The sequence below is a fragment of the Beijerinckia sp. 28-YEA-48 genome, from assembly GCF_900104955.1.
Lineage (GTDB): Bacteria > Pseudomonadota > Alphaproteobacteria > Rhizobiales > Beijerinckiaceae > Terripilifer.
The window spans coordinates 4,162,501-4,183,025 of record NZ_FNSI01000001.1 but is presented as its reverse complement, the minus strand read 5'-3'; the positions used below and the strand labels follow the sequence as shown (position 1 = coordinate 4,183,025).

Annotated in this window: 20 protein-coding genes; 14 read left to right on the top strand and 6 right to left on the bottom strand. The window is 60.4% G+C overall.

Annotated elements, in window-relative coordinates:
* Window positions 1–30 precede the first annotated feature (30 nt).
* From BLW50_RS19585 to BLW50_RS19555, 7 genes are all read left to right on the top strand, one after another.
* Window positions 31–813 (top strand): SDR family oxidoreductase, encoded by a 783-nt coding sequence (locus tag BLW50_RS19585; protein ID WP_090705640.1) that lies wholly within the window; start codon window positions 31–33, stop codon window positions 811–813.
* Window positions 814–1,078: 265 nt separating this feature from the next.
* Window positions 1,079–2,107 (top strand): amidohydrolase family protein, encoded by a 1,029-nt coding sequence (locus tag BLW50_RS19580; RefSeq protein ID WP_090705638.1) that lies wholly within the window; start codon window positions 1,079–1,081, stop codon window positions 2,105–2,107.
* Window positions 2,108–2,221: 114 nt separating this feature from the next.
* Window positions 2,222–3,079, top strand: a complete 858-nt coding sequence (locus tag BLW50_RS19575) for an HpcH/HpaI aldolase family protein (protein WP_090705635.1) — start codon at window positions 2,222–2,224, stop codon at window positions 3,077–3,079.
* 30 nt (window positions 3,080–3,109) lie between these two features.
* Complete coding sequence (locus BLW50_RS19570; RefSeq protein WP_090705633.1) at window positions 3,110–4,021, top strand: substrate-binding domain-containing protein; 912 nt, start codon at window positions 3,110–3,112, stop codon at window positions 4,019–4,021.
* Between the two features lie 333 nt (window positions 4,022–4,354).
* Window positions 4,355–5,632: an amidohydrolase family protein gene (locus BLW50_RS19565; protein ID WP_090705631.1), complete on the top strand. Its 1,278-nt coding sequence runs from the start codon at window positions 4,355–4,357 to the stop codon at window positions 5,630–5,632.
* Window positions 5,633–5,665: 33 nt separating this feature from the next.
* Window positions 5,666–6,037 carry a Rieske (2Fe-2S) protein gene (locus tag BLW50_RS19560; RefSeq protein ID WP_090705629.1) on the top strand — a complete coding sequence of 124 codons (372 nt, stop codon included), beginning with the start codon at window positions 5,666–5,668 and terminating at the stop codon, window positions 6,035–6,037.
* A 186-nt stretch (window positions 6,038–6,223) separates the two neighbouring features.
* Window positions 6,224–6,523: a hypothetical protein gene (locus tag BLW50_RS19555; RefSeq protein WP_090705627.1), complete on the top strand. Its 300-nt coding sequence runs from the start codon at window positions 6,224–6,226 to the stop codon at window positions 6,521–6,523.
* 115 nt (window positions 6,524–6,638) lie between these two features.
* On the opposite strand, the gene BLW50_RS19550 is transcribed toward BLW50_RS19555, so the two are convergent.
* From BLW50_RS19550 to BLW50_RS19540, 3 genes are all read right to left on the bottom strand, one after another.
* Entirely contained in the window at window positions 6,639–7,652 is a 1,014-nt protein-coding gene (locus tag BLW50_RS19550; protein ID WP_210186103.1) for a Bug family tripartite tricarboxylate transporter substrate binding protein, read from the bottom strand.
* A gap of 135 nt (window positions 7,653–7,787) precedes the next feature.
* Complete coding sequence (locus BLW50_RS19545) at window positions 7,788–8,888, bottom strand: ABC transporter ATP-binding protein (RefSeq protein ID WP_090705625.1); 1,101 nt, start codon at window positions 8,886–8,888, stop codon at window positions 7,788–7,790.
* A gap of 52 nt (window positions 8,889–8,940) precedes the next feature.
* The gene (locus tag BLW50_RS19540; protein ID WP_244544319.1) at window positions 8,941–10,707 is read right to left on the bottom strand and encodes an ABC transporter permease; all 1,767 of its coding nucleotides are present in this window, start codon (window positions 10,705–10,707) and stop codon (window positions 8,941–8,943) included.
* Between the two features lie 392 nt (window positions 10,708–11,099).
* Between BLW50_RS19540 and BLW50_RS19535 the strand changes: the two genes are divergently transcribed.
* The 4 genes from BLW50_RS19535 (at window position 11,100) to BLW50_RS19520 (ending at window position 14,627) form a co-directional block, all read left to right on the top strand.
* On the top strand, window positions 11,100–12,194 hold the full coding sequence (locus BLW50_RS19535) for an amidohydrolase family protein (protein WP_090705622.1): 1,095 nt from the start codon (window positions 11,100–11,102) through the stop codon (window positions 12,192–12,194).
* Window positions 12,194–13,294 carry an amidohydrolase family protein gene (locus BLW50_RS19530; protein WP_090705620.1) on the top strand — a complete coding sequence of 367 codons (1,101 nt, stop codon included), beginning with the start codon at window positions 12,194–12,196 and terminating at the stop codon, window positions 13,292–13,294. Before BLW50_RS19535 ends, BLW50_RS19530 begins: the two co-directional genes overlap by 1 nt.
* The gene (locus BLW50_RS19525; protein ID WP_090705617.1) at window positions 13,291–13,704 is read left to right on the top strand and encodes a Rieske (2Fe-2S) protein; all 414 of its coding nucleotides are present in this window, start codon (window positions 13,291–13,293) and stop codon (window positions 13,702–13,704) included. The genes BLW50_RS19530 and BLW50_RS19525 overlap by 4 nt, the downstream gene beginning before the upstream one ends.
* A gap of 107 nt (window positions 13,705–13,811) precedes the next feature.
* Complete coding sequence (locus BLW50_RS19520) at window positions 13,812–14,627, top strand: NAD(P)-dependent oxidoreductase (protein ID WP_090705615.1); 816 nt, start codon at window positions 13,812–13,814, stop codon at window positions 14,625–14,627.
* Window positions 14,628–14,804: 177 nt separating this feature from the next.
* Here the strand turns inward: BLW50_RS19520 and BLW50_RS19515 are convergent, their stop codons facing one another.
* Window positions 14,805–15,332, bottom strand: a complete 528-nt coding sequence (locus BLW50_RS19515) for a hypothetical protein (protein ID WP_090705612.1) — start codon at window positions 15,330–15,332, stop codon at window positions 14,805–14,807.
* A 143-nt stretch (window positions 15,333–15,475) separates the two neighbouring features.
* Between BLW50_RS19515 and BLW50_RS19510 the strand changes: the two genes are divergently transcribed.
* Window positions 15,476–16,150, top strand: a complete 675-nt coding sequence (locus BLW50_RS19510; RefSeq protein WP_090709390.1) for an RraA family protein — start codon at window positions 15,476–15,478, stop codon at window positions 16,148–16,150.
* Window positions 16,151–16,157: 7 nt separating this feature from the next.
* Here the strand turns inward: BLW50_RS19510 and BLW50_RS19505 are convergent, their stop codons facing one another.
* Entirely contained in the window at window positions 16,158–16,817 is a 660-nt protein-coding gene (locus tag BLW50_RS19505; protein WP_170850255.1) for a GntR family transcriptional regulator, read from the bottom strand.
* Window positions 16,818–16,946: 129 nt separating this feature from the next.
* Between BLW50_RS19505 and BLW50_RS19500 the strand changes: the two genes are divergently transcribed.
* Both BLW50_RS19500 and BLW50_RS19495 read left to right on the top strand, forming a co-directional pair.
* Window positions 16,947–17,927: a Bug family tripartite tricarboxylate transporter substrate binding protein gene (locus BLW50_RS19500; protein ID WP_090705607.1), complete on the top strand. Its 981-nt coding sequence runs from the start codon at window positions 16,947–16,949 to the stop codon at window positions 17,925–17,927.
* Window positions 17,928–17,958: 31 nt separating this feature from the next.
* Window positions 17,959–19,584, top strand: coding sequence for an FAD-dependent oxidoreductase (locus tag BLW50_RS19495; RefSeq protein ID WP_210186102.1), 1,626 nt, complete (start codon window positions 17,959–17,961; stop codon window positions 19,582–19,584).
* Between the two features lie 49 nt (window positions 19,585–19,633).
* Here BLW50_RS19495 and BLW50_RS19490 read toward each other — a convergent pair whose 3' ends face one another.
* Window positions 19,634–20,518 (bottom strand): beta-keto acid cleavage family enzyme, encoded by an 885-nt coding sequence (locus BLW50_RS19490; RefSeq protein WP_090705604.1) that lies wholly within the window; start codon window positions 20,516–20,518, stop codon window positions 19,634–19,636.
* Between the last annotated feature and the right edge of the window lie 7 nt (window positions 20,519–20,525).

Here is a 20,525-nt window from a genome sequence, read left to right as displayed (position 1 = left end):
GACAGAACACTTCAAGACCGGGAGAACGACATGGATCTGGGCATTAAGGGCCGCAAGGCGATCGTCTGCGCGTCCTCGCGTGGGCTCGGCAAGGCTTGCGCCTTGGCGCTGGCCCAGGAAGGCGTCGATGTGGTCATCAATGGCCTCAACACGCAGCGCCTCGATGCCACGGCCGCTGAAATCCGCGCTGCGACCGGCGTCAATGTCATTGCTGTCGCCGCCGACATCACCACCGAGGAAGGCCGCGCTAAATTGCTCGCCGCTTGTCCTGATGCCGATATCCTGGTCAACAACAATGCCGGCCCGCAGCCCGGCGAATTCCTTGATTGGGATCACGATCAATGGATCAAGGCGCTCGAGTCCAACATGCTGGCAGCGGTGCTGATGATCCGTGGTGTTCTGCCGGGCATGGTCGAACGCAAATTCGGCCGCATCGTCAACATTCTCTCGGCCATGACGAAATCGCCGCGCAATCCCGATCTCGGCCTGTCGACGGCGGCGCGCACGGCTCTGATCGGCGCCTCGAAATCCCTGTCGCGCAGCGTCATGGTCAATAACGTCACTTTGAACAATCTGCTGCCCGAGCGCATCGACACCGATCGGCAGAAATTCATGGCCGAACGGATGATGAAGGCGCAGGGCATCACCATGGAGGAAGCCCGCCAGCAGATCGCCGACAGCCTGCCGGCGAAACGCTTTGGGACGACTGTGGAATTCGGCTCCACCTGCGCCTTTGTCTGCTCGGTCCACGCCAGCTTCATGACGGGGCAGAACATTCAGCTCGACGGCGGCTCCTATGAAGGGCTGGTTTAGAGCCTTTCGAGCAGGGATGCGGTTCTGTTAACGCAGAGCCGCAAGGCCCTAGGTAACTCTTAATATATGAACCGTTTAGACGGCTGATATTTTGTAGCGGCATCCCGCGCGGGGCTTGCGTTGAAGCTCCGCCCGTTGCATTCCGCTGCCTCTCCGGTCATTGTGCCGCCCGGATCGTCCAGGCCGTCAAAAAGGGGGAGGAAATTCACCCGACCCGGCTCGGATGCTGCTTTGTCCACCGCAAGAACCACAAAGGTCACGAGTTATGATCATCGATTGTCACGGTCACTACACGACTGAGCCCGCGCCGCTTCAGCCCTGGCGCGACCGCCAGCTGGCCGGCCTTGTCGACTCCAACCGCCCCCTGCCGGGCCCGGCGCCGGTCATCAGCGACGACCAGATTCGCGAGACGATCGAAAAAGGTCAGCTCAAGAAGCAGCGCGAGCGCGGCAGCGATCTGACGATCTTCTCGCCGCGCGCCGCCGGCATGGCCCATCACGTCGGCAATCAGAAGACCTCCGAACAATGGGCGACGGTCTGTAACGACCTCATCTATCGCGTCTCCGAACTGTTCCCGAAGAACTTCATCGGCGTCGCCCAGCTGCCGCAGTCGCCGGGCGTTGATCCGCGTAATTGCGTTGCGGAGATCGAGCGTACCGTCAACGAGCTCGGCTTCGTCGGCGTCAACCTCAACCCCGATCCGTCGGGTGGTTACTGGAAAGAACCGCCGCTGACCGACAAGTGGTGGTACCCGGTCTACGAAAAGCTCGTCGAGCTCGACGTGCCGGCGATGGTGCACGTCTCCAACTCGTGCAACCCCTGCTTCCACGCCACCGGCGCCCATTACATCAACGGCGACACGACCGCGTTCATGCAGTTCATCCAGGGCAATCTGTTCAAGGATTTCCCGACCCTGAAGTTCATCATCCCGCACGGCGGCGGTGCGGCGCCGTTCCATTGGGGTCGCTATCGCGGCCTGGCGCAGATGCTGAAGAAGCCGCTGCTGTCCGAGCACCTGCTCAAGAACGTCTATTTCGACACCTGCGTCTATCACCTGCCGGGCATGCAGCTGCTCGCCAAGGTGATTCCGACCGACAACATCCTCTTCGCCTCCGAAATGATCGGCGCGGTGCAGGGTATCGATCCGGAAACCGGTCACGAATATGACGACACGAAGCGCTACGTCGACCAGCTCGGCCTCAGCGCCGAGGATCTGCACAAGATCTACGAAGGCAATGCGCGCAAGGTCTATAGCCGTCTTGACGGCCAGCTCAAGAAGCGCGGCCTGATCTGATCCCGCTTGCGGCGCCCCACTGGGGCGCCGCTCTCTATTCTTCGTAACCTGCCCGGCAGGTTGATCTCATCAAGACCGGCCTTCAGCCGGCCCTTACGCCTCAAGAGGAATTCCATGGCACAGCAACGGCTCAATGGCGTTATTCGCGCGCTCGAATCGGGCAAGCCCGCTTTCACGATGTTTTCTCCGGCGACGGCGGATGCCGCCACCGCCCTGCAGGGCACCAAATATGATGGCGTCGTGTTCGAGACCGAGCACAATGTCTGGGATGGCACGAATGTCCGCCATGCCCTGCAATATCTGCTCAATCGCAACGAGATCGCCAGCTCTGGCTCGCTCGCGCCGGCGCTGACGCCGATCGTGCGCATCCCGCCGAATGGCGCGGAGATGAACCAGACGTTCTCCAAGCAGGTGCTCGATCTGGGCGCCTATGGCGTGGTCTGGCCGCATGTCGGCACCGCCGAACAGGCCTATAACGCCGTGTCGGCTTGCCGCTATCCGACCATGAAGGACAATCCGCTGCATGAGCCCTTCGGCCAGCGTGGCGATGGCCCGCATGGCGCTGTGCGCTACTGGGGTCTCTCGCAGCAGGAATATTACAAGCGTGCCGACGTGTGGCCGCTCAATCCCGACGGCGAAATCTTCGTCATCCTGATGATCGAAGATCTCGAAGGCATTCAGAATCTCGACGAAATCCTGAAGAAGGTGAAGGGCATCGGTGCCGTGCTGATCGGCGAAGGCGATCTGTCCCAGGAACTCGGCTATCCGCGCCAGTATGAGCATCCGGTGGTGCTCGACCATATGCGCAAGATCGTCGAGACGGCGAAGGCCAACAACGTGGTCGTCGGCCATCCGCATGTCGATTCGAAGAATGTCGAGCGCGTGCTGAGCGAAGGCTATCGCTTCCTGATGGCGGCGCCGGAGCGCACGTTCAACGCCCTCAACAAGGGTCGCGAACTGGCCGGCCGCTAACAGTAACAAGTAAGAAGAAGAGGCAAGGACATGGCGACTTTCCCTGCGACGGGCCCCGTTGCGCTGCGGACCAATCTCGCTGATTCGGCGCTGTCGAAAGCGCTGAAAGCGGGTGAGATCGAAACACCGCTCGTCAATTGGGATTTCGCCGGTCCGACGACCGCCAACCAAGGCTTCAAGCCGATGGTGCGCGAAGGCAAGTTCACTGCCGGTGAGCTTGCCATCGTCACCTACATGCAGGCACTTGATTACGGCAAGCCGCTGGTGTTGCTACCGGCGACCATGGTCGGTCGCTATCAGCATCAGTTCTTTGTCTGCCGCAAGGAACGCTCGCCGATGGACCCAAAGACCCTCGAGGGGAAGAAGGTCGCGGTGCGCTCCTACACGCAGACGACGGGTGTCTGGGTGCGCGGTATCCTGCAGGATGAATACGGCGTCAATCTCAACAAGCTGAAGTGGATCTGCTGGGACGATCCGCATCTGGCCGAATACACCGATCCGCCGGAACTGGTGGAGCGAGCGCCGCCCGGCGGCAAGAACCTCAACCAGATGGCGCTTGATGGCGATGTCGATGCGGTGATTCCCGCTGCCGATCTGCTCGCCAATCCGGAAATGCGCACCGTCATCCAGAACCCGGAACAGACGGCGCGCGCCTGGGGCGAGAAATATGGCTGCGGTCATATCAACCACATGTTCGCCGTGCATCGCGATCTGCCGAAGGAACGGCCGGATGTGGTGAAGCAGATCTTCGCCGCGTTGAAGGAGAGCAAGGCTCGCGCCGGTCTGCCCAAGAGCGGCGAGATCGATCAATTGCCGATGGGCGTCGACGCCTGCCGCAAGTCGCTCGAACTGATCACGCGCTATGCCTACGAGCAGAAGATCGTCAAGAAGCACTACAAGATCGAAGACCTCTTCGACGACGTGACGATCAATCTCATCTGAGGCAGTGCCGGCAGCGGCCGGCACGCAGTTTTTCAAGGCACCTTCACGGATCGTCGCCGCGCGTTCTGCGGCCGAATCTGCGCAGTCTGGTGTTTCTATGGCGCTGTAATTATTGCATAAAATGGAAACTAAACGGTTTCCATTTTATAATAGCTAATAATTGGCTTTTAAGCCGCCTTATTTGGTGGCATGTTCCCGTTAGAACCATTCCAGGGCACATTGCGTTCGGTTGAACCGCGATTTGCGAAACGCGATTTGCCCGTGGTCTTTAGTTTGACGCGTCTTGTGGCGTTCGATGACGCCAAACGACAACGCTAGAGTGCGGAGGGAACGATGCCTGACGAACTTAAATCGTCATTGGTCGGGGAAGTGCGCGAGCTGCAGGAAATCACTGCGGCCACCGATACGCGCGATTATCTTTTTGCCGCCGCGCGGCAGGCCGAGCGCCAGTACGACGATTACGAACTGATCGTCGACGTCGATGCGCATACGCAGGAAGGCCGCTTCTGGCCGGAAATTCTTGAATTCATGGAGAACGACGTTCTCAAGCACACGGCGCTCAATCAGCTGGCCGGTGGCATTCGCACGCCGCTGATCAACATGCAGCCGGGCATGAGCTTCCAGTCGCTCTCGGGCCGCGTGCCGCATCAGTCGGGCCCGCGCGAAAGCGTCACCAATCCCGATAAGCCCGGTGCCGCCTTCGTCGAGATCGCCAAGCGCAGCATCGACTTCATGGGCGTCGACTATCAGGTCATCTTCCCGACCTCGATGTTGCATCTGGGCATGAACCCGATGGACGACATCGAAGTCTATCTGGCGCGCGCCTATTGCCGCTGGATGGTGGAAGTGGTTCTGCCGCAAGAACCGCGCCTGACCAGTCTGATCTATCTGCCCTTGAACAATGTCGATGAATGCGAGCGCATGGTGCGCGAATTCGGCGCCAACCCGCAGATTGTCGGCTATACGATCTGCGCCGTGCGCCATAAGCCGATCCATCACAACCAGTATATGCGCCTCTATTCGATGATCGAGGAAAGCGGCAAGCCGTTGGTGTTCCATGCCGGCCCGCACTGGGATGATCCCTCCTTCACGCAGCTCAACCGCTTCATCTCCATGCACGCTCTGTCTTTCGTGCATTACAACATGATCCACATGACCAATTGGATCATCAACGCGCTGCCGGAGCGCTTCCCCAAGTTGAAGACCGTGTGGGTTGAAAGCGGCGTCGCCTGGGTGCCGTTCCTGATGCAGCGTCTCGATCACGAAGTGCTGCTGCGCCAGAGCGAGGCGCCAGGCCTCAAGCGCATGCCCAGCGAATATATGCAGGACATGTTTTACTCGAGCCAGCCGCTCGAACGCTACGATCTCAAGCTGCTCGAAGCGACGCTCGATAAGATGAAGGCCAGCACGCAATTGCTGTTCTCGTCCGACTGGCCGCACTGGGACTTCGATCCACCGAGCTCGATCACCACGCTGCCGTTCCTTGACGATCAAGCGAAGCGCAACATTCTCGGTCTCAATGCGGCGAAGCTGTTTAATCTGCCGATCAAGCGCACGCGCCCGCGCGCGGCCGATGCGATGGCGGCCCGCGCCGCCAACCGCGTTTCTTGAACTGAGAACGATTGGAAATCAGGATCTGAGACCATGTCTGAAGTGAATGTTGGCCCCGCTTCATCTTTCGCCGATCCCGGCCGCAAAGTGTTCGAAGTCGGCGGGCAGGAAGTCGGTGTGTTTCTGCTTGGTGGCGAGTTCTACGCTTGGGAGAACCGTTGCCCGCATCTCGATGGCCCGGCGTGCCAGGGCCGTCTGTTGCCATTGGCAACCGAAGCCGTGAATGAAGATCGCACCAGCCGTGGTCGTGAGTTCTCCAAGGATCATATGAACATCGTCTGTCCCTGGCATGGGATGGAGTTCGATATTCGCACCGGCCGTCATCCGACCAATCAGGCGATTCGCCTGCGCAAGGTTCCGGTGCGCGTCGAACGTGGCGAAATCTATGTGACCTTGCGCGGATAATCCGCTGCTTCGCGGACGTCACTTAGAACGCAAGCGCTTGTTCGCAATTGCTTCAATTTTTATGTTCCACGGCTCCGTCGCCTCAAAGGTGGCGGAGCCGCATTCTTGTCACATTACGCCGCCGTATAAGGCGTGCGCTTAGCGCGACAACTCACCTTTCTTCACTTTTAAATTCTGCGAGGAATCATGTTTTTCAGAAACGCTCTTGTTGCCGCTACTGTCTCCTTTTCGGCATTTGCTGCACATGCAGCTGATCCGATTGGCATTCCGGCCTGTGACGACTTCCTGACAAAATATGAGGCCTGCATTTCCGGCAAAGTGCCGGAGGCGCAGAAGAGCATGTTCCAAGGCCAGATCGATCAGATGCGCAAGAGCTGGACGGACCTCGCCAAGAATCCGCAAACCAAGCCGTCGATGGAAGCCATGTGCAAATCATCGTCGGACCAGATGAAGACGGCGGTCAGCGCCTACGGCTGCACGTTCTGATTTAAGTCAAACGGCAGAACGCTCTAGAGGCGCATGTGACGCACATGCGACAGGCATGAGAAGAGCCCGGTTGTGATGATCACGGCCGGGCTCTTTCCTTTCGTGTCTGCGATCGTCACTGAAAGCTGATCTTCGCGTCCTGGATGACCCGATGCCAGCTCTTCAAATCGGCAGCCAGAATTTTGGCGAACGCATCTGGACTGTCGCCGATCGGCTCCGCGCCGAGGGCCTGCATTTTTGCTCGCAAGTCCGGATCGTGCAGCACTTTCGCCAATTCACCATGCAGTCTGTCGATGATGACGGTTGGCGTGCCCGCTGGCGCCATGATGCCGTACCAGGAGGAGACGTCGAAATCCTTCACGCCGCTTTCGCTGATGGTTGGCACGGTGGGAAGGCCTGAGAGCCGCTGCGCCGATGTAACGGCGAGCGCCTTGAGTTGCCCCGCTTCGATGAAGGCCCCTGCGGTCGCGAGCGCCGTCACCAGCAGCGGGATCTGCCCGCTCACCACGTCGTTCACCGCCTGGCCGCCGCCCTTGTAGTTCACATGGGTCATCTGCAGGCCGGTGCGGTTCTTCAGTAGCTCGCCGGCGAGATGTCCCGTGCTGCCAAGGCCGGCCGAGGAGAAGAACAGATTGGCCGATGGGTCTTTGCTCAAGGCGACCAACGCCTGGATGGAATCGGCTTTCAGCCCCGGATGAGCCACCAGGATCAGCGGCACCAGGGCGACCCGGGAAATCGGCATCAGGTCGCGTTGCGGATCAAAAGGCAGTTTTGGATAGAGGCCGGGATTGATCGCCACCGTGCCGTCGGCAACCAGCACGATCGTATAGCCGTCCGGCGTTGATTTCGCCGCCGCGTCGGTGCCGACATTGCCGTTGACGCCCGGCCGGTTCTCGATGACCACCTGCTGCCCCAAGGCCAGGCCGAGTTGATGCCCGATCAGCCGGGCGAGGACATCGGTGGTGCCGCCGCCGGCGAAGGGCACGACCATGCGGATTGGACGGGTGGGATAATCGCTGGCAGGGGACTGGGCCCAGGCTGGAGTGAAGCCTTGGATGAAGGCCGGCGCCAAGGCCGCCAGTCCGATCACGGTTACGCACAGTTTCAGGGCATGCCGAACGACATCCATGGCGCTTCCCCTCCAACCCTCTGTTTTGGGGAGGCTACGCACACGTGTGCATTAATGCAAGCGGGAAAGGTGGGCGGGAAGGGCGCGCAGAGTTGGGATGAGGACAGGCGAACGGGCAGGCCCGTCCGCTTGGGGTTAAACCGGCGGCGTCGCCCACACGGCGGAACTGTCGGCCGCTAGGGTAATCGTGTCGCCGGCGGCCGGGTTATGAACCGACGGGACATCGATATTGAGCCGGCCGGCCGGTGTTTCGGCGATGATCGAGCGGTGCGTGCCACGGAAGATCGATTGCACGATCGGTCCGGTCCAGCTCATCTCGTCGTCGCGGATCGAAGCCTTTTCGGCGATCCGCATGTTTTCCGGCCGCACCATCACCGAGACGTCGGCGCCAACGGGGAGCGCGCTGGAAGAGCCGCAAGGGCCAACCCAGCCCGGTCCATCCAGGGTCAACAGGAAGGAACCGTCCGCCTGCGTGGCGCAGGCCTTCACCTTCGACGGCAGGAAGTTCGGCGAGCCGAAGAAGCCGGCGACGCCGCGGTTGGCCGGCCGCCGGTAGATTTCTTCCGGCGAACCGATCTGCAGGATATGGCCCGAATGCATCACGACGATGCGGTCGGACAAGGCCATGGCCTCGCCCTGGTCGTGGGTGACGTAGAGGCTGGTGATGCCGAGGCGCTTCTGCAGGGCGCGGAATTCATCGCCCGTCTGGGTGCGCAGGCGCGCGTCGAGATTCGACAGCGGTTCGTCGAGCAGCAAGACGCGCGGTTCGAACACAAGCGCGCGGGCGATGGCGACACGCTGCTGCTGGCCGCCCGACAGGGCCGGCGCTGGCCGATCAGCATAATTCTCCATCTCGACCAGGCGCAGCGCCCCCTTCACCTTTTCGGCGATTTCCTGCGCCGACTTGCGGCGGATGCGCAGCGGATAGGCGACATTGTCGAACACGGTCATATGCGGCCAGATCGCGTAGGACTGGAACACCATGCCGAGCATGCGCCGTTCCGGCGGCACGAAGAAACTGGCGCTGGCGTCGCTGACCACCTGATTGTCGATGGCGATGCGGCCACCGGTGTTTTGTTCCAGCCCCGCCACCATGCGCAATGTCGTGGTCTTGCCGCAGCCCGACGGCCCAAGCAGGGTGACGAACTCGCCGGCCTCGACATTGAGATTGACATTGTCCACGGCCGCGACGGCGCCGAAATGCCGGCTCACGTTTTCGAGCGTAATCGCAGCCATTCCTATTCTCTCCTTGCCTGAAACCTAAGTGATTGAATGATGGACCGATAATCTAGAGCGTGCTGATCCGGTTCTTGATGAAGCGCAATTGCGCCCAGCGGAAGACGATGACCAGCAGCATCATGAACAGACCGATGACGCTGACCTGTTCGGCCTGTCCGTTCGACCACAACCGCAGCAGAACCACCGACAGCACTTCCGAGCCGACGGAGTAGAGCAGGATCGAGGCCGACAATTCGCGCATGATGCCGAAGAAGGCCAGCACCCAGCCGACGGCGAAGGACGGCCAGGCAAGCGCGATCAGAATGCGCCACAGCGTCTGGAAGAACGACGCGCCATGGACGCGCGAGCATTCCTCCAGGTCATAGGACAATTGCGCATAGGCGCTGGTCATGACACGCACCGACACCGGCGTGCCAAGCGCCATATAGGCCAGCAGCAGAGCCCAGATCGTGCCGTAGATCGGGATTGGACCGGGCAACATGGCGAAGGCCCACAGGAAGCCGATGCCGAGCACCATGCCTGGCATCATCCAGGGCAGCCAGGCGAGCGCGTCGATGAGCCGGCGGCCGCGCCAGCGCGTGCGGATCGAGACATAAGCGACGACGGAACCAAGCACCATGGTTGCTGTCGCGCCAATCAGGCCCAGAAACATGGTGTTGCCGAAAGCGCGCCACACTTCCGCATTGCTGAACACAGCCGAATAATGTTCGAGCGTCAGCATGTCGCGAGAATAGAAGCCGAAGAAGCGAAAGAACGAGCCGATGGCGAGCTGGCCGATCGGCAGAACGACGGTGACGAAGAAGAACAGGATGCAGAAGCCAAACGTCACCCACTTCCATTTGCCGAGCTTCATCACACTCGGCGAATAGCCCTTGCCGGTGACAGTCGAGAAGGTGCGGCCGCGCAGCAGGCGCCATTGCCAGATCACCAGGATGAACATCAACGCCATGATCGCGAAACTGAGCGCCGTCGCATATTGATAGTCTGGCGTCGCCCGGTGGTTGATCGAATTGTAGATTTCCGTGGTGATGACGGTGATCTTCGCGGGCGTACCGAAGAAAAGCGGGGATTCGAAACTCTCGATGCCGCGGATGAAGCTGAGAATGAAGGAATTGGTCAGCGCCGGCAGCATCAGCATCAAGGTGATGTTGCGGAACGTACGCCAGCGTGAGGCGCCGCACATGCGGCTTGATTCCTCGAGCGAGGGGTCCATGGCGCGAAAAATGTCGACGATGAACAGAAATAGGAACGGCGTCGAATACTGGACCATGTGCCAGACGACGCCGCCATAAGAATAGACATTGATGATCGACGTGCTCGAACCGGTCGCCCATTTCCACACTTGGTTGAGCAAGCCGACTTGTGGATTGCCGAGCATGCCCCAGGCCATGGCTGTGAGGATCGGCGGCACGAAGAAGGGCAGGGTGATCAGCACTTCCAGCTTGTCGCGATAGGGCGTGTCGGTGCGCGCCACGATCCAGGCGAGCAGCACGGCCATCAGCAGCGCCGGAATTGTTTTAGCAAGAGAAATGCCGACGGTGTTGGCGAGCACCACCATGTTCGACGAGGTGAAAATGGAGCGATAGCCGTCCAGATTGAATTCGCCCGCCATGCCCGGCGGCGTCGAATGCAGGCTGCCGTAAAACAGCATGGCGAGCGGATAGACCGCCAGAAAGCCGAGGATAAGAACGAGGGTGAGCACCGCCGCGTCGCGGCCGGTGAAATAGCGTGAGAACCGAAAGGCCAGTGAATTCGGCCCGACGAGCGGTTTGCTCGCGCCGGCGGGTCGCAGCGTTCCCGCTGTGTTATCCGTCATGTCCTACCCTCTTGCGTTCCCCACGCGATTTCCGGATACGTCCTCTCGACAAGCGGCCTTCGAACTGAGTTCTCGCGCTCAAGCCGTCTTGTAGAAAAGCGGAATAGGCGAAAACCACCTTACCATGCAAGGTGATAAAAAACCCATGCTGCGCAAGGTGTGGAGCGGTAGCCTATAACCGTGGCAGTTGTTGCGGGTGAGTGTTGGGGCCTGTCCCGCAAGGGTTGGTATTCTGCCCGCATTAGGCGGAGGCTGCGGGATGCGGTATATCGTGGCTCGCAAATAGCGATATAATCGCTGCTAATAAACGATATAATCGCAGCAAATAGCGAGCTGGTGTTATAACCACGGCCAATAAAGAGCCGATTCAACCCGGCGTAACGGAGATGAGGATGAAACTGCCGCTGGAGGGTGCCATCGATTGCGATGTACACCTGAGCGTTCCCAATGTCGCGACGCTCCTGCCGTTCATGTCGGATTATTGGAGCGATCAGCTTGTCACGCGCTACATCGATCGTGCCGGCTTCAACCTGACGAGCTATCCGCCACGTTCGCCCTTGACTGTGCGCGAAGACTGGCGTGCGGCGCCGGGCCGGCCGACGGGCCTCGCCGCGCTCCAGGCCAACGTGCTTGATCCTGGCCGTCTTTCGGTTGCCGTCTGCCACACGCTGCATGGCGCCATGGCTTTGTTCAACGAAGATATGGGCGCCGAATTCTGCAAGGCGATCAATGCCTGGGTGGCGCAGGAATGGCTTGATCGCGAGTCGCGCCTGCGTGCCTCGATCCTTGTCCATGCGCAGAATCCCGCCTTGGCGGTGGAGGAAATCGAACGCTGCGCCGGTGACAAGCGCTTCGTCGCCGTGCTCCTGCCGGTGATGGGGGATAGTCCGCTCAGCCGGCGCATTTATTGGCCGATCTATGAAGCGTGCGAGCGCCACGGCCTGTCGCTGGCCGTCCACGCCGGTTCCACCTACCGCAATCCGCCCACCGCTGCCGGCTGGCCGTCTTATCAGAGCGAAGACTATATGCTGCAGAGCAGCGCCTTCGAAAATCTCATCGTCGGCTTTCTGGCCGAAGGCGTGTTCCAGAAGTTCCCCGGCTTGAAACTGGTCTGCATGGAATCCGGCTTCACCTGGATGCCGACCTTCCTGTGGCGCACGTCGAAAACTTGGCGCGGTGTACGCACCGAGGTGCCTTGGCTCGATCGCGTGCCCGCCGAAATTATCCGTGAACATGTGCGCCTCACCCTGCAGCCGGTCGATGCGCCGCGCGATCCGAAGATTCTGAACAAGATCCTCGAACAGATCGCCTGCGACGACATGATCGTCTATTCGTCGGACTATCCGCATGGTCATTTCGACGGCGACAACGGGTTGCCGGACGGTTTGAGTCCTGACCTCTTACGTAAAATTACCATCGACAATCCGCGCGCCGCTTTCCCGCGGCTCGCCACTGTCGATGCCTCGGGCACGAAGGAGACCGTGTGATGAACGCTCCGCTGCGTGAACAGAAAGCCAGCCAGAAGCTGATGATCGTCGATTGTGACATTCATCCGATTCAGCGCTCGGCCAAGGATCTTTATCCCTATCTGTCGAAGACCTGGCAGGAGCATATTGAGAGCTTCGGCGCCCATGTCCGCCAGGGCATGACCGAGCAGATCATGTGGCCGCGCATGATGGCCTCTGGCCAGCGCGCCGACGCCTATCCGCCCCAGGGCGGCCCGCCGGGCTCTGATTACGAGCTGATGAAACGCCAGCATCTCGATCCCAATGGCGTCGAGTTCGGCATGCTCGTGGCGCTCAGCAAGGGCGGCATGGAAGAGCGTAACCAGCCTTTCGCCCGTGCTCTGTCGAGCGCCGTCAATGAATGGCAGCTGCACGACTGGGTCGAGCGCGATGCCCGCCTGCGCGCTGGCATTGTCGTTACCGGCGAGGATCCCGACCATGCGGTGGCCGAGATCGAAAAGCGCGCTGGCGATCGCCGCTTCGCTCAAGTGATCATTTCGCCGCGCAGCGCCGAGCCCATCGGCCGGCGCCGCTACTGGCCGATTTTCGCTGCTGCGGAACGGGCCGGCCTGCCGATCGGCCTGCATCCAGCCGCCGTGCCTGGTGGCAATCCCTCATCGGGCGGTGGTTGGCCGACCTATTACATGCAGGAACACCACACCTTCACCACGGGCTCACAGGCTGCCGCCGTGAGCCTGGTGATGGAAGGCGTGTTCGAACAGTTTCCGAAACTGCGCATCGCCATGATCGAATCCGGCTTCAGCTGGGCTCCGGCGCTCGGCTGGCGCATGGACCGCATCTGGGAGCGCATGCGCCAGGAAACGCCGCATATCAAACGGCCGCCGTCGGAATATCTGCGCGAACATTTCTGGTTCGCCACGCAGCCGATGGAAGAGCCGGAAAATCCGCAGGACATCATTCAGATGTTCGACTGGATCGGCTGGGATCACATCATGTTCTCGACCGATTATCCGCATTGGGATTTCGATGACCCGCGCCAGGCCATCAAAGTCCGTATCACCGATGAACAGCGCGAGAAGATTTTCCGCGCCAACGCCAAGGCTTTGTATCAACTGTCATGACACGTCACGTTGTTGCGAAGGCGCACGAGATTGCGCCGGGTTCGAGCCAGATCGTCGAAGTCAGTGGACGCGAGATTGGCGTCTTCAATGTCGCCGGCGATTATTATGCCCTCGCCAACCGCTGCCCGCATGCGGGCGCCGATCTGTGCAAGGGCTTCATCACCGGTCTGGTTTTATCGGATGGGCCGAACAAATACCGGCTGGAGCGCAAAGGGGAGTTCCTCCGCTGCCCGTTCCATGGCTGGGAGTTCGATATCCGCACCGGCCAGTCCTGGTGCGATCCGAAGTCGATGCGCGTGCGTCAGTTCAAGGTTGACGTGGCGCCGGGCGAGACCCTGGTGAAGGGCCCCTATGTGGCCGAGAGCTTCCCTGTGAAGGTCGAGGAAGATTATATCGTCATCGACATCTGACTTCGGCTAAATCAAGAAACGATTGAGCTTGCGGGGCGTGGAGCCGGTTGATGCCGGTCCATGCCCTGTGAGCTTTTTCGATAAAAACAAACGGGATTGGAAACGCGATGGAGAAGATTGGAATTATCGGTGTTGGCCGCATGGGGCAGCCGATGGTGAAACATATGATCCGGCACGGCTATGACGTCACCGCCTGCGATATCAACCCGGACAATCGCGACAAGGTGGCGGCCATGGGCGCGCGGGTTGTTGCTGAGCCGAAAGCGCTCGGCGACTGCACCTTTGTCATTTTGGGTGTCGGCTATGACGACGAGGTCAAGGCCGTCGTGCTTGGCGCCGATGGTGTGCTGGGAAGCCTGAAACCCGGCGCCATCATCGCGATTTCATCTACCGTCTCGCCGGAAACCGTCAAGGCGATCGATAAAGCAGCGCGGGCCAAGGGCTGCGATGTTCTCGACGCGCCGATTTGCCGGGGCCGTTGGTTCGCTGACGAGGGCAAATTGCTGGCGCTGTTTGGCGGCAATGACGCCGTGGTCGAGCGCGGCCGCGCCGTCTATGGCACATTTGCTTCCGACATCGCGCCGCTCGGCGAAGTCGGCCATGGCCAGGTCGCCAAGGCCATGAACAATCTCATGCTGTGGGTCACCAGCATCGGCCTGATTGAGGCCGGACGCATCGCCGAGTCGACAGGGATCGATCTCGTGAAGTTGCGCGAAGCCTTGATGATGAGTTCCGGCAAGAGCCAGGCGCTTGAGGATTGGGATCAGACCACCTTCACTTGGGCTTTGAAGGACATGCAGATCGTCTCCCAAATGGCCGACAAAGCCAATCTATCGCTGCCGCTCACCGGCGCGGTGAAAGAGATGGTCAAGGAGGCTCGGCGCGTTAAGGCGACCAACCCGCCGCGCTGGACCGGCAAATAGGCGGGGTTCTCGAACGCTTGATGTCCGTCATTGCGAGGAGCGTAGCGACGAAGCAATCCAGGGGCGCGTGGTCAAATGTCGAGAAATGTCCTTGGTGCAGGCATTTATACCTGCGGCTTCATGTGTTGGCCGTGGATTGCTTCGCTGCGCTCGCAATAGGGTTTCCTCAGTACCACGTTAGGTCTTTTCCAACACCCGGTCACGCAGTTTGCGGAAGCGATAGCGCGGAATCTGATCGAGGTCGGTGCCGGTGACGCGCACCACCCAGCAGGTCTGTGGATGTTCCGTCGAGTGAATATGGCCGGGGCCATAGGCCTTGGTGTCGCCAATGCGCATGTCATATTCGGCGGTTTGTTCCAGCACCCAGCTTTCCTCGCTGTCGGGATTGATGCGGCGGAATTCGCGCATGCGCGTCAGGTCGGTGGCATTGCCGTAGATCGCCCATGACGCGCCATGGGAGTGCGGCGAACCGCGCTTGCCGCCCTCCTGCACATGGGCGAGGACATAAAAATCAAGTTCCGGATCGTGATAAAGCTCGCGTCGTCCGGGTGGCGTGTCGGCGTTAAATGTCGCGGCAACGAAATCCGGCTCGCGCAGTAGGCCGCCGAGTTTGTGCGCCACCGCATCGATCCGATCCTGCAATGGCGCATCACCCGCCAAAATACTGTGGCTGTCCTGGCAGAAGTCCTGCAGCGTATAGGCCATGGGGATCCTCCGTGTTGGCGGCGATCTTAGACCCGTGCCGAGAGACTTTGAAGTCGGCTGGCATCAGGGATGTTGACTGGACGCATCATTTCGCCCAAGACGCCCTTTCCCTGGCCGGACAAGAAATCGATAAAGGACAAGAAATGGCTATCGATAGTCATATCGCCCGGTTGCGTGCCCTCGACATCTGCGACCTCTCCGATGCCGTGGACTCGCTCGGCCTGCCGCCGGCCGTGACGGGCCTGTTCCAGGCCAGCGCCGGCAAACCGATCGCCGGGCGCGCCGTCACCGTCAAACTGATTGCCGGCACGGCGCCGCCGACCGAAAAGCCACGGCATCTGTGCACCACGGCGGTTGAAGCTGCCGGGCCCGATCACATCATCGCCATCGAGCAACGTACTGGTATCGATGCGGCGGCCTGGGGTGGCATTCTCGCCCGCGCCGCCCAGGTGCGCGGCATCGCCGGTACGATCATCGACGGGCCGGCGCGTGACATCGAGGAATCGAACCGTATCGGCTACACGGTCTATGCGCGCACGCAGACCTGCCGCACGGCGCGCGGTCGGATTTATGAATCCGAATGCCAGACGCCGATCGCTTTCGGTGATCTCACGCTGCATCCCGGCGATTACATCGCCATTGATCGCAGCGGCTGCGTCATCATTCCTGCTGCCAGCATCGAGGATGTGCTGTCACGCGCCGAGCAGATTCGCGATCGCAGCGACGACATGGCGGCCGCCGTCTATGCCGGCCTGCCCGTGTCGCAGGTGATGGGCGGCAATTACGAACACATGCTGGAAGAGCTGAAGAAGAAGTAATTCGGCCTTATTTCTCGCTCGCTTCCAGCAAGATGCGCGCCGTGCGGCTGAGATGTTCTTCCATCAGAAGGACACAGCGATCTGCATCACGCTGTAAGGCCGCATCGGCGATCGCCCGATGCTCGGTGTCGAGGTCTCGCTCGACCCGAGCCAAGGGGCGTGAGAGCCAACGATAGCGCTCGTGTTGGGCATAAAGCGTCGCACGCAGGCGAAGCAGCCAGCTGCTGTTGCAGGCGGCGACAATTGCCTCGTGAAAAGCCCGATGGGCAACAGCATAGCCGTCTGAATAACGCGCGGGATCGTCTGGGGTAGCCACGGGCGTTCGCGAGAGGCGATGTGAGGCGGCCACAAGCGCCGTCTCCCAGTCGACGTCCGCATGGGCGATGGAATCGCGGATGCAGAGCGCTTCAATCTGGCATCGGGTCTGGGTGAGGTCGCGCAGATCCTCGAGCGAAAGCGGAGCGACGCGGAAACCGCGGTGTGGCTCGACAGAAACAAAACCGTCGGACACGAGCCGTGACAGAGCCTCGCGCACGGCACTCGAGCCAGCCGCAGTCCGTTTGCACAATTCGTCGATCTTCAAACGTTGGCCTGGCGGGAGGCGGCCAGCGGTGAGATCGGCGCGGAGCTGCCGATAGACGGTTTCGGTGAGGGACAAGGTCGCCATCGTGACTTCTAACATATCATGCATGAAACAAGTATAATATATTATTATTTGACATATGCATGCTTCTGTCCGAGCTTGTCAGGGGCCGAGTGTCCGTAAACCTGACTGGGCCAAACAGGGGAGGAAGCCATGAAGGGCGTGAAGGGACTGTATCTGGTCGTCTTGGCCTGGTTCTTGGCTGTTCTGCCGTCCGCGCTGGCGGCTCAGGAATGGCCCACGCGTTATGTCCGCATGGTTGTCGCGGCCTCGGCGGGCAGCGCCCCCGATGTCATCTGCCGGTTGATTGGCGATCGCCTGGGCCAGCGGCTGGGTCAGCAGGTGGTGATCGAAAATCAAAACGGAGCTGGCGGCAACCTGGGCGCCACGGTCGCGGCGCGCGCCGCGCCCGATGGCTATTCTCTCTTCTGCGGCCAGGCAGCGCCGCTGGCGCTCAACCAGCATTTGTTCAAGACATTGAACTTTAACGTGGCGCGTGATTTCGATCCGATCACGCTGATCGGCATGAGCCCGATGGTGATCGCCGTCAATGCGAAGCGCGGCATCAAAACGCTGCCGGAGCTGATCGCGATCGCCAAGGCCGATCCTGGAAAGCTCTCCTTCGCCACTTCGGGCACCAAGAACGTCCCACACCTCACCGCCGAACTGTTGAAATCGAGTGCCGGCATCCGCATGACGCAAGTGCCCTATAGCGCGACGACCCAGGGTGCGATGGATGCGATGACGGGCGTGGTCGACATGATGATCGACGGCATTCCCGCCGTACAGGCTCACGTGCAATCGGGCAGTTTGATCGCCGTGGCGGTGAGCGCTCCCAAACGTCTTCCCGGCCTCGAACGAGTCCCTGCCATCAGCGAAACTTTGCCTGGCTTCAACGTATCGGGGTGGTTTGGCCTCGTGGCGCCGAAAGGAACGCCGCCGGCGATCATCAAACGGATCAACGACGAGATGAATGTCGTCCTGAGCGAGCCAAACCTTATCGCCCGGCTTAGCGACCTCGGTGTCTATCCTGATACTGAACTCCAGTCTCCTGTCGCGTTTGGGACATTCCTGCAGTCGCAAGCCGAACTCTACGGCCGCATCGCCCAAATGGCCGGTTTCGAAAAGGAATAGCGGCAAAGGAACAGCGCGGAAGGTGCAAAGGATGAGCGAGCGGGACGGTGCGATGACGTTTGACGTGGTGATTATTGGCGCTGGTCCTTCCGGTCTCGCCGCGGCGATCGAACTTGGCCAGCGTGGCGTTTCCTGCATTGTTCTCGAGCGCAACGATCGCGTTGGCTATTCGCCGCGCGCCAAGACCACGCACAGTCGCACCCGCGAACATCTGCGTCGCTGGGGCATCGCCAAGAACCTGCTCGAAGCCTCGCCGTTTGGCGCCGACTATCCATCGGATGTCGTTTTCGCGACGCGTTTGTCGGGACATGTGATCACGCGTTTCGAAAATGCCTTCGCCTGCGCGCCGGAACGGCAGGATATCTATAGCGAACATGCCCAATGGATCCCGCAATATAAGCTGGAAGCCGTATTGCATGCCCATCTGGCGACGCTCGACAGTGTGACATTGCGCTTCAATTGCCGATTTGACACGGCAACGCAGGATGAGCGCGGTGTTCGGGTAGTCTTCACCGACGAGGCCGGGCATTCCAAGACGATCAACGCCCGTTATCTGATCGGCGCCGATGGCGCCGGTAGCAACCTGCGGCGCTTGATGGGCATCGAGATGCGCGGCGAGCGCGATCTCTCCACCAATACCATCGTCATTTGCCGCGCGCCTGGGCTCGTTGACCGGGTCAAGCTGCCGCGCGCCATCATGTACTGGCTGGTCAATCCCGATGTGCCGGGCAATATGGCGCCGATGGATGTTGACGACATATGGGCGTTCAGCACTCAGCGTCACATCACGACGGAAGCAGAGGCAAAGGCGCTTATCAATGCCGTTTCAGGCATCGAGGTCGATGCCGAGATTCTGCGAATCGATCATTGGACGGCCCATGCGCTCATCGCCGACCGCTATCGCGATCGAAATTTCTTTCTCATTGGGGATGCCTGCCATCTGCACCCGCCCTATGGTGGCTTTGGTATGAATATGGGGATTGGTGACGGCATCGATCTCGGTTGGAAAATGGCGGCGCTGCTCCAGGGCTGGGGCGGAGAAGTGCTTCTTGAGAGCTACGAAATCGAACGCCGACAAGTCCATGAACTTGTGATCGCCGAAGCCGCGACCAATCAGAAGACGACATCCAAAAATCTGGTTGTTGCCAGTGTGGAGGATGAAGGGCCGGCGGGTGAAGCCGTGCGCGCCGAGGTCAACAGCCGGATTGTCGAAACGAAGTCGCGCGAGTTTCGGACCCTCGGCGTCGTACTGGGCGCGCGCTACGCAACTTCGCCGATTGTCATTGCCGACGGATCGCTACCGCCGCCGTGGGATTCAGCGATCTATACGCCCAATGCCGTGCCGGGATCACGCGCGCCTCATCTTTGGCTTGAGCCGGGGACCGCGCCTGGCGCCTCTCTCTTCGATCGCTTCGGCCCCGACTATACCTTGCTCGTTTTGAACTCCGCCGCCGAAGCAGACGCCGAGAAGTTTGTAGAAAGCGCTGTGCGGATCGGCGTGCCCGTGACCAAATTCTCGGTACACCGGCCAGAAGCGCAGGCGCTCTATGAAAAACCTCTGGTTCTGATCCGCCCGGATCAGCATGTGGCCTGGCGCGGTGATGAATTTCCCAGCCATGAAGAATTGCTGGACAGCATTGCCGGTCGCGGAAGGTAACGAGGAAGGGTCGCCGAAGGGCGGCCCTTGCTGTGGCTGCGACCCGAGATCAGGCCGCTTGTTTCAGTCCGATGATCTCGCGCGCTTCGTCCGGCGTCGCTGGTTCAAATCCCATTTCGCGGATGATGCGCACCATGCGCTCGACCAGTTCGAGATTGTTGGCGAGCCGCCCGCGCGAATAATACAGATTGTCCTCCAGCCCGACGCGTACATGGCCGCCGAGCATCATTGACATGACACCGGCCTGCAATTGCGAGGGACCGATGGCGCTGACATTGAATACCGCCTGTTTCGGCATCAGTTCGACCATCTGCGACAGCACTTTCGGCGTATAGGGCATGGCGCCCTGAAAGCCGCGATCAGCGCCTAAAACGAAATTGATGAAATAAGGCGGCTTGTCGAGGCCGGCCTCGATACAGGATGTGACGTCTTGCAGGAGGTGCGTGGGACTGAACACTTCCCATTCCGGCTTGATGCCGCGATCCATCATGCTCTTGGCGAGGAAACGACAGCGCTCGGGCCCGGTGTGCATCAGGATTTCGCGGCCCTCGAAACTGGCGATGATGGTCGTCGCATCGAGCGTGCACATTTCCGCGCCCGCTTCCATGCCCTTCAGCCGCTCCTCCCAGATGATCTCCGGATAGCCATTGTCCTCCCGCACCATATCGCCGTTGATGCCACCACCAGTGGAATTGTTGAGGACGATATTGCACTTCTCGCGGATGCGCTTGTTGATGTCGCGATAGATGTCGGGATTGCAGGTCGCCTCATCGTCGGGCCGCCGCGCATGGACGGCGACGACGCTGGCGCCGGCATTGTAGCAGCGGTAGACATCCTCGGCGATTTCGGCCGGCTGGGTTGGAATATTGGCATTCTGCTTTTTGCTGGCCATGCCCCCGGTCGGCGCGATCGTCACGATAATCTTGTTCGCCATGAAGCCC